Consider the following 7,953-nt stretch of genomic DNA (forward strand, 5'->3'; position numbering starts at 1 on the left):
GCGGCGGCCGTGCGCGCCGTCGCGGTGGCACGGCGGGGACCGGTGGGCTACACAGGACGTTCCCCCGGGCCACCAGCGCCCCCGGGGGGTGCGACGACGCGGCGACACGGACGGCGCCGCGGGAGGACGGGGAGGCGGGCTGTGCCAGGAGGACCGGAGCCGGTGCCCGACCCCCCGGGCCGGGCTCTGCGCCGGGCGATCCTGCTCAGCGAGCGCCTCGCCGCGGCCAACCGCCGCAAGGCCAGGGGCGTGGCGATCCGCCGCCTGCCGCTGGACGGCACCGTGGTCCCCCGCCGGCCGCCGCGTCCGGCGCAGGAACCCGCCGCCGAGGACTGACGCCTCCCCGCACCCGTGGGCGGGGGTCAGACGTCGGCGCCGCGCCGCCGCCGCACCTGACCCAGCACGGCCAGCGCCACGGACACCGCGAGCAGCACGTAGATGGCGACCGTCACGGGGCTGGAGACCAGCGCCGCCGGGTCGCCTTGGCTGATGGCGAGGGTGTTGCGCAGGTTGGTCTCCGCGAGCGGGCCGAGGATCACCGCGATGAGCACGGGTGCCAGCGGGACGTCGTGGCGCCGCATGAGGAAGCCGAGCAGGCCGAGCAGGAGCAGCAGCACGAGGTCGACGACCGAGCCGGCGGAGGCGTAGATCCCGAGACCGGCGAAGACGGCGATGCCCGCGTACAGGTACTGGCGGGGGATGAGCAGCAGCCGCGCCCACAGCGGCGCGAACGGCAGGTTCAGCAGCAGCAGCACGAACAAGCCGATGAACAGGCTCGCGATGAGCGCCCACACGAGGTCGCCGGCGCGCTGGAACAGCAGGGGCCCGGTCTGGATGCCGAACTGCTGGAAGGCACCCAGCAGGATCGCCGCGGTGGCCGACGTCGGCAGACCCAGCGCCAGCAGCGCGCCCATGGCGGTGCCGGCCGTCGCGTTGCCCGCCGCTTCCGGGCCGGCGACGCCGCGGATGGCTCCTCGGCCGAACTTCGGTTCGCGCCGGCGCGCGTCCAGGCGCCGCTCCGTCCCGTAGGCCAGGAAGGTCGGCACCTCCGAGCCGCCGACCGGGATGACGCCGAAGGGCACGCCGAAGGCCGTGCCGCGCAGCCACGCGGGCAGCGCCTCGCGGAACTCCGCGCGCGACAGGAAGGGGCGTCCCTTCACGCCGACCAGCCGGTCCCCGCTGTGCCACCGCGACCGGGACGCGACGTGCAGCACCTCGCCGAGGGCCAGGAGGCCGACCGTGATCACGACGATGCCGACGCCGTCGAACAGCTGCGGGACCCCCAGCGTGTACCGGACGGTGCCGGTCTGGGTGTCGATGCCGATGATGCCGACGGTGAAGCCGATGACGAGCGCCGCCAGGCCCTTCAGGGGCGAGTCGGCGACGACGAAGGCCGTCGCGACGAAGGCGAACGCCGTCAGGGCGAAGAACTCGGCCGGGCCGAACGCCGAGGCGAGGCTCGCGAACACGGGTGCGCCGAGGGCGACGACGCACGTCGCGATGAGGCCACCGGTGAAGGCGCCGATCGCCGACGTCGCGAGCGCCTGCGCCGCGCGCCCGTCGAGGGCCATCCGGTGCCCCTCGAAGGTGGCGGCGATCGCCGAGGAGTTGCCCGGGGTGTTGAGCAGGATGCCGGTGATCGAGTCGCCGAAGAGCCCGCCGTAGTAGACGCCGGCGAACATGATCAGCGCACCGGTCGGGTCGAGCGCGAACGTCACGGGCAGCAGCAGGGCCACCGCCATGGAGGAACCGAGGCCCGGCAGGACGCCGACGGCCGTGCCGAGCAGGGCCCCGAGGAACACCCAGAGGAGGTTCACCGGGGAGAGGGCGGTCGAGAAACCGCCGGCGAGGTCCGCGAGGGCGTCCACGGGGAGTCCTTCCTAGAGGGCCAGCAGACCGGCGGGCAGGTTCAGGCCGAGACCCGCCCCGAAGGCCAGTTGCACGACGGACGCGACGGCGAGGGCCACGCCGAGGTCGAACAGGCGGCGCCGGCTGCCCAGCGCCTGCGCCGTGCCCCAGAACAGCCAGGTCCCGGCGATCAGCCAGCCCAGCGGCACGAGCACGGCGGTGAAGACGGCGAAGGTGCCGGCGACCAGCGCCACCGCGCGCCAGTCGGTGGGGGCGGTGGGCCGGTCGTCGCCGGCTCCCGCCCCGCCCCCCGGGGCGGCGCCCCGCGAGCGCGCGCGGCGGCGCTCGCGCACCGCGTCGAGGGCGAGCCCGACCGCGACCACCCAGGCGAGGACGAGCACCAGCACGGGGAAGAACCGCGGACCGGGCCCGCCGTCGCCGCCCTCGTTGGCGTCCATGACGACGAGCCCGTACGTCAGGTACAGCGCGAAGCCCGTGACGACGGCCGCCATGGCGAACGACCCGCGCGAGGGTTCCGGTGCCGCCGGCGGCAGGGCCGTCGAGCCGCCGGCCGGCGAGCCGGACGGCTCGGTCGGGGCGTCGGGCGGGGAGGAGGGGCTCACAGGCCGGCCTCCTCGAGGATCGCCTGGATGCGGGCGACCTCCTCGTCGATGAAGGTGGTCAGCTCCTCGCCGACGAGCTCGCTGTCGACCCACCGGTTGCGTTCGAGGGTCTCCTCCCACTCCGGCGTGGCGAGGGTCTCGGTGACGATGTCGGTCAGCTCCCGGCGCTCCTCGTCGGTCAGGCCGGGCGGCGCCAGCAGGCCGCGCCAGTTGCCCTGGTGGACGTCGTAGCCGAGCTCGTAGAGCGTCGGGATGCCGAGCTCGGGCTGCGGCTCGGGCGCCGAGACGGCCAGGGCGCGCAGCTCCCCGGCCTCGATCTGGTCGGCGAACTCGTTGTAGCCGCTGATGCCCACGTCGCTGGCGCCGGACAGCAGCGCCTGGATCGCCTCGCCACCACCGGAGTAGGCGATGTAGTTGACCTCCGTGGCCGGCACGCCGACGGCGAGGGCGAGCTGCGCGGCGAGGAGCTGGTCGGTGCCGCCGAGGGAGCCGCCGCCGACGGCCACGGCTCCCGGGTCCTGCTGCCAGGCGGCCACGAGGTCGTCCACGGACCGCAGCGGGGAGTCGGCGGGCACCACGACGATCTCGTAGTCGTCGGTCGTGCGGGCGATCGGCGTGACGTCGTCGATGCCGACGGGGCTGTCGTTGATCTCGACGCCACCGACCATGACGGTGCCGGTGACCATGAGCACGTCGCCCTGGCCCTCCATCTCCTGCAGCTGGGCCAGCCCGATGGTGCCCGCGGCGCCGGGGACGTTGACCACCTGGGGGTTGGTGACGACGTCGGCCTCGCGCATGGCCGCCTGCAGCTGACGGGCCAGGGTGTCCCAGCCGCCGCCCGGCGAGGCGGGGGCGATGATCGTCAGGCCGGTGCGGGCCCCGGACAGCGTCCCCGTGCTGCGGGCGTCCCAGGCCGCCGCCCCCACGAGCGGGACCAGCAGCGCCACCCCCAGGACGCCCTTGACGCGCTTGTGCACGAGACCCTCCTCGTCGAGCGGCTCACGCCCTGCCGGGACGTGGTGGTGCGGACGCGGACGCGGACACGACGTGTAGCCGTCCGGCGTCCGAGCGCGCACGATACCCGCGGGGGTGCCGCGCGGCGCCCGCCCGCGGCGCTCGTCGCGCAGGCCGGACGCTCGTGCCGGTCGCGGGTCAGGTGGTGGAGAGGGAGTGGTGGCGGTGGCGGTCCTCGTGGGCTGGTCGGGCACCGACGAGGGCGCTGCGGCGCTGGAGCGCGGTGCCGCCGAGGCGCGGCTGCGCGACCTGCCGCTGGCGGTGCTCGACCTGACCGCCCACGACGACCACGGCGAGGCGGCCCGGCGCGCGGTGGCCGGCCTCGACCCGGCGCCGGCGTCGGTCGAGGTGCTGCGGCGCCCCGAGCACCAGGAACCGGTGGACGCCCTGCTCGACGCCGTGCCGGGCTCGGGGGCCGAGCTCGTCGTCGTCGGGACCCGGCGGCGCTCGCCCGTGGGGAAGTTCCTCCTGGGCAGCACGGCACAACGGATCATCCTCGGCTCGGACGTGCCCGTCCTCGTCGTCAAGGCCGGCCGGCGGCCCTGAGCGCGGGCGCTGCCGCCGCCGCGCTCAGGTGCCCGCGCCGGGGGACTGCCGCAGCACCCGGAACGCGAACTGCGTGACCGGCCCCAGGGCCAGCGCCAGCACCACGGTGCCCACCCCGACGGGCCCGCCGAGCAGCCAGCCCACCACCAGCACCCCCACCTCGATGAGGGCGCGGGAGCGGCCCACCGGCCAGCCGCGCAGGTGGCACGCCACCATGAGGCTGTCGCGCGGGCCGCTGCCCAGCCCGGCGCCGATGTAGAGGGCGCCGCCGAACCCCAGGCAGAGCACCGAGGCCGCCAGCACCGCCACGCGCACCGCCGTGGGCGCCGAACCCAGCCCGTCCAGCCACGACGAGGCCAGCAGGGCGTCCAGCGTGACCGCGATCGCCACCACGTTGACCAGGGTGCCCAGCCGCGGGCGCACGCCCAGCAGCAGGGACACCAGGACCACCAGCACCCCCACCCCCGCCACGACGGTGCCGTAGGACAGGCCGGTGCGGTCGGCGACACCGGCGTGCAGGACGTCCCAGGACGCCACGCCGAGGTGCACCTGCAGCGAGCCCCACACGCCGGCCGCGCACATCGCCAGGCCGACGAGGAACTGGGCGATCCGCCGCGGCGGCGGGCGGCGCCGCCCGGGGCGTCCGGGGGGACCGGGGGGACCGGGGGGAGTGGTGCGGGCGCTCACGGCTTCCTCGTCCTGGTGTGCTCGGGCGTGCGCCGCTGCTTCGACGTCCGGGGCCCCACCAGCTTCTCAGGTGCGCGGCGGTCGCGCCGCGCGGGCGGGTGCGCGGCCGTCGGTCCTCACCGGGCCGGCGCGGCGCCGTGAGGAAGAGTTTTCCCCCCCGTCACGCCGGGGGGCGCCGGGGGGTGATGGGGCGCGCGCCGGCCGTGGAAGACTCCCGCGGGTGACCGAGACCACGCAGCAGGCGGCCGAGCAGGTGAAGGCCCAGATCGGTGTGACGGGCCTGGCGACGATGGGGCGCAACCTCGCCCGCAACATCGCCCGGCACGGGTACGTGACCGCGGTGCACAACCGCACCGACGCCCGGACGAAGGCCCTGGTGGAGGAGTTCGGGCACGAGGGCACCTTCGTGCCCGGGTACTCGGCGCAGGAGTTCGTCGACTCCCTGGAGTCCCCCCGCACCGTGATCGTCATGGTGAAGGCCGGCGGCCCCACCGACGCCGTCATCGACGAGCTGGCGCCGCTGCTGAGCGAGGGCGACATCATCGTCGACGCCGGCAACGCCCACTTCGCCGACACCCGCCGCCGCGAGGCCGCGCTGCGCGAGAAGGGCATCCACTTCGCCGGCGTGGGCGTCTCCGGCGGCGAGGAGGGCGCGCTGCTGGGCCCGTCGATCATGCCGGGCGGCTCGGAGCACTCCTACGCCAAGCTCGGCCCGATCCTCGCCGACATCGCCGTCTCGGTGGACGGCACCCCCTGCTCCACCCACGTCGGCCCCGACGGCGCCGGCCACTTCGTGAAGATGGTCCACAACGGCATCGAGTACGCCGACATGCAGCTCATCGCCGAGGCGTACGACCTGCTGCGCCACGGCCTGGGCCGCACCCCCCAGCAGCTCGCCGAGGTGTTCACCTCCTGGAACTCCGGGGACCTGGAGTCCTTCCTCATCGAGATCACCGCGCAGGTGCTCGCCAAGGACGACCCCACGCAGGACGGCGTCGCGCTGGTCGACGTCATCCTGGACGAGGCCGAGCAGAAGGGCACCGGCCGCTGGACGGTGCAGACCGCCCTCGACCTGGGCACCCCCGTCTCCGGCATCGCCGAGGCCGTCTTCGCCCGCGCCCTGTCCGGGCACGCCGAGCAGCGCAAGGCCGCCCAGGGCGTGCTGCCGGGCCCGGCGGAGGAGGCCCCGTTCGTCGCCGAGGGCGACGCGGACGCGTTCGTCGACGACGTGCGCGCGGCGCTGTACGCGTCGAAGGTCGTCGCCTACGCCCAGGGCTTCGACATGATCAAGGCGGGCTCCGACGAGTACGGCTGGGGCATCGACCCGGGCGCCATGGCGACGATCTGGCGCGGCGGGTGCATCATCCGCGCGAAGTTCCTCGACCGGATCAAGGACGCCTACGCCGCCCGCCCCGACCTGCCCTCCCTGCTGCTGGACCCGTACTTCGCCGAGGCCGTGGCGAACGGCCAGGAGGCGTGGCGCCGCGTCGTGCAGCACTCGGTGGCGCACGGCATCCCCGCGCCCGGGTTCTCCTCCGCGCTGGCGTACTACGACGGGCTGCGCCGGCCGCGCTCGTCGGCGGCGCTGGTGCAGGGGCTGCGCGACCTCTTCGGCGCGCACACCTACAAGCGCATCGACCGCGACGGCTCCTTCCACGTGGAGTGGGCCGGCGACGGCGCCGAGCACGCGTGGTCCTGAGGCGGAGCGGGAGAGCGGGGAGGCAGCGGTGAGCGAGCGGCACCAGGAGGTCCCGACCGTCTTCGTCCTGTACGGCGCCACCGGCGACCTGGCCAAGCGGCTGGTCATGCCGGGGTTCGCGGCGCTGGCGAAGGCCGGGCTGCTGCCCGAGCGGTGGACGCTGATCGGCAGCGGCCGCAGGGCGATGAGCGACGACGACTACCGCAGCCACGTCGTCGACGGGCTGCGCGAGTTCGGCAAGGACCTGGACGAGCGCGTCCTGGAGCAGGTGGCGGCGGGGCTGCGCTTCGCCGGCGGCGGGTTCAGCGAGTCCGACCCCGGTGAGCTCCTGGACGTGCTGGCGACGGCCCGCGGTGAGCTCGGCGAGGACGCGCAGCTGGTGCACTACCTGGCGCTGCCGCCGTCGACGTTCGACGACTACACCCGCGCCATCGCCGCCCACGGCCTGGCCGAGGGCTCGCGCGTGGTCTACGAGAAGCCGTACGGCACCTCCCCGGAGTCGTTCGAGGAGCTCGACGCACTGGTGCAGTCGGTCTTCGACGAGGAGCAGGTCTTCCGCATCGACCACTTCCTCGGCAAGGAGGCGACCCAGCAGCTGCACGTGCTGCGCTTCGCCAACCGGCTGTTCGAGCAGGTGTGGAGCGCCGAGCACGTCGCGCAGGTGCAGATCGACGTGCCCGAGACCCTCGGGGTGGACGAGCGCGCCCAGTTCTACGACGCCACCGGCGCCACGCTGGACATGCTCGTCACCCACCTGCTGCAGGTGGCCGCGGAGGTCGCGGCCGAGCCGCCGTCGGGCCCGGGCCCGGACGCGCTGCAGGAGGCGCGCGAGGCGGTGCTGGGGTCCTTCCGGCCCATCGACCCGGCCGAGGTGGTCCTGGGGCAGTCCAGCGGCTACCGCCACCTCGAGCACGTCGACGACGAGTCGGGCACCGACACGTTCGTGGCGGCGCGCGTGTGGGTGGACAACGACCGCTGGCGCGGCGTGCCGTTCGTGCTGCGCACCGGCAAGAAGCTGGCCGAGTCCCACCAGCACGTCACCCTCGTGCTGCGGCCGCCGACCTCGCTGCAGCACGGCGCGGGGGAGCGCACGGACGAGCCGGAGACGATCACGTTCACGCTGTCCGGCAACGGCACCGTGTGGGCGGGTGTGACCGCCCGCCGCCCCGGCGTCTCCGACGACCTCGTGCCGGGCAAGCTGCACCTGGACCTGGCCGAGCTCCCCGACGCGGAGCCGCTGCCGCCGTACGCGGCGCTGCTGCGCGACGTCCTGATCGGCGACCGGGCGCTGTTCACCACCTCCGCGGGTCTGCGCGACGCGTGGCGGGTGGTGACGCCGCTGCTGCAGCAGCGCGGGGAGCTGCACCCGTACGAGGCGGGCACGTGGGGCCCGGAGGCGGCCGACGAGCTGGCCGCCCCCTACGGCTGGCTCACCCAGCACTGATCTGCTCCCGCGACACCCCCCCCCCCCCCCCGCCGGGCTGCGGGGCACGCGGGCCCGGGGGGCCCCCGCGAGGCCGCCCTCGGGCCGGGGTG

General features: G+C 75.2%; 8 protein-coding genes. 4 read left to right on the forward strand and 4 right to left on the reverse strand.

Features of this window, described 5'->3' with window-relative positions; all coding sequences use genetic code 11:
- Positions 1-162 precede the first annotated feature (162 nt).
- On the forward strand, positions 163-336 hold the full coding sequence (locus tag ACRYM0_RS11830) for a hypothetical protein (protein WP_432505281.1): 174 nt from the start codon (positions 163-165) through the stop codon (positions 334-336).
- A 26-nt stretch (positions 337-362) separates the two neighbouring features.
- Here ACRYM0_RS11830 and ACRYM0_RS11835 read toward each other — a convergent pair whose 3' ends face one another.
- Genes ACRYM0_RS11835 through ACRYM0_RS11845 form a run of 3 tightly spaced genes read right to left on the reverse strand, consistent with a single transcriptional unit; the run spans position 363 to position 3,448 of the window.
- Positions 363-1,868, reverse strand: a complete 1,506-nt coding sequence (locus tag ACRYM0_RS11835) for a tripartite tricarboxylate transporter permease (RefSeq protein WP_432505283.1) — start codon at positions 1,866-1,868, stop codon at positions 363-365.
- 12 nt (positions 1,869-1,880) lie between these two features.
- Positions 1,881-2,471, reverse strand: coding sequence for a tripartite tricarboxylate transporter TctB family protein (locus ACRYM0_RS11840; RefSeq protein WP_432505285.1), 591 nt, complete (start codon positions 2,469-2,471; stop codon positions 1,881-1,883).
- Positions 2,468-3,448 (reverse strand): Bug family tripartite tricarboxylate transporter substrate binding protein, encoded by a 981-nt coding sequence (locus ACRYM0_RS11845; RefSeq protein ID WP_432505287.1) that lies wholly within the window; start codon positions 3,446-3,448, stop codon positions 2,468-2,470. Before ACRYM0_RS11845 ends, ACRYM0_RS11840 begins: the two co-directional genes overlap by 4 nt.
- Positions 3,449-3,650: 202 nt before the next feature.
- Between ACRYM0_RS11845 and ACRYM0_RS11850 the strand changes: the two genes are divergently transcribed.
- Complete coding sequence (locus ACRYM0_RS11850; RefSeq protein ID WP_432505288.1) at positions 3,651-4,031, forward strand: universal stress protein; 381 nt, start codon at positions 3,651-3,653, stop codon at positions 4,029-4,031.
- Positions 4,032-4,055: 24 nt separating this feature from the next.
- Here the strand turns inward: ACRYM0_RS11850 and ACRYM0_RS11855 are convergent, their stop codons facing one another.
- Entirely contained in the window at positions 4,056-4,718 is a 663-nt protein-coding gene (locus tag ACRYM0_RS11855) for a YczE/YyaS/YitT family protein (RefSeq protein WP_432505290.1), read from the reverse strand.
- Positions 4,719-4,938: 220 nt separating this feature from the next.
- Here ACRYM0_RS11855 and gndA point away from each other — a divergent pair, with 220 nt between their 5' ends.
- The gene (gndA, locus tag ACRYM0_RS11860) at positions 4,939-6,417 is read left to right on the forward strand and encodes an NADP-dependent phosphogluconate dehydrogenase (RefSeq protein WP_432505292.1); all 1,479 of its coding nucleotides are present in this window, start codon (positions 4,939-4,941) and stop codon (positions 6,415-6,417) included.
- Positions 6,418-6,445: 28 nt separating this feature from the next.
- On the forward strand, positions 6,446-7,861 hold the full coding sequence (locus ACRYM0_RS11865; protein ID WP_432505293.1) for a glucose-6-phosphate dehydrogenase: 1,416 nt from the start codon (positions 6,446-6,448) through the stop codon (positions 7,859-7,861).
- Positions 7,862-7,953 lie beyond the last annotated feature (92 nt).

The sequence above is a fragment of the Kineococcus arenarius subsp. arenarius genome, from assembly GCF_050871845.1.
Taxonomy (GTDB): domain Bacteria; phylum Actinomycetota; class Actinomycetes; order Actinomycetales; family Kineococcaceae; genus Kineococcus.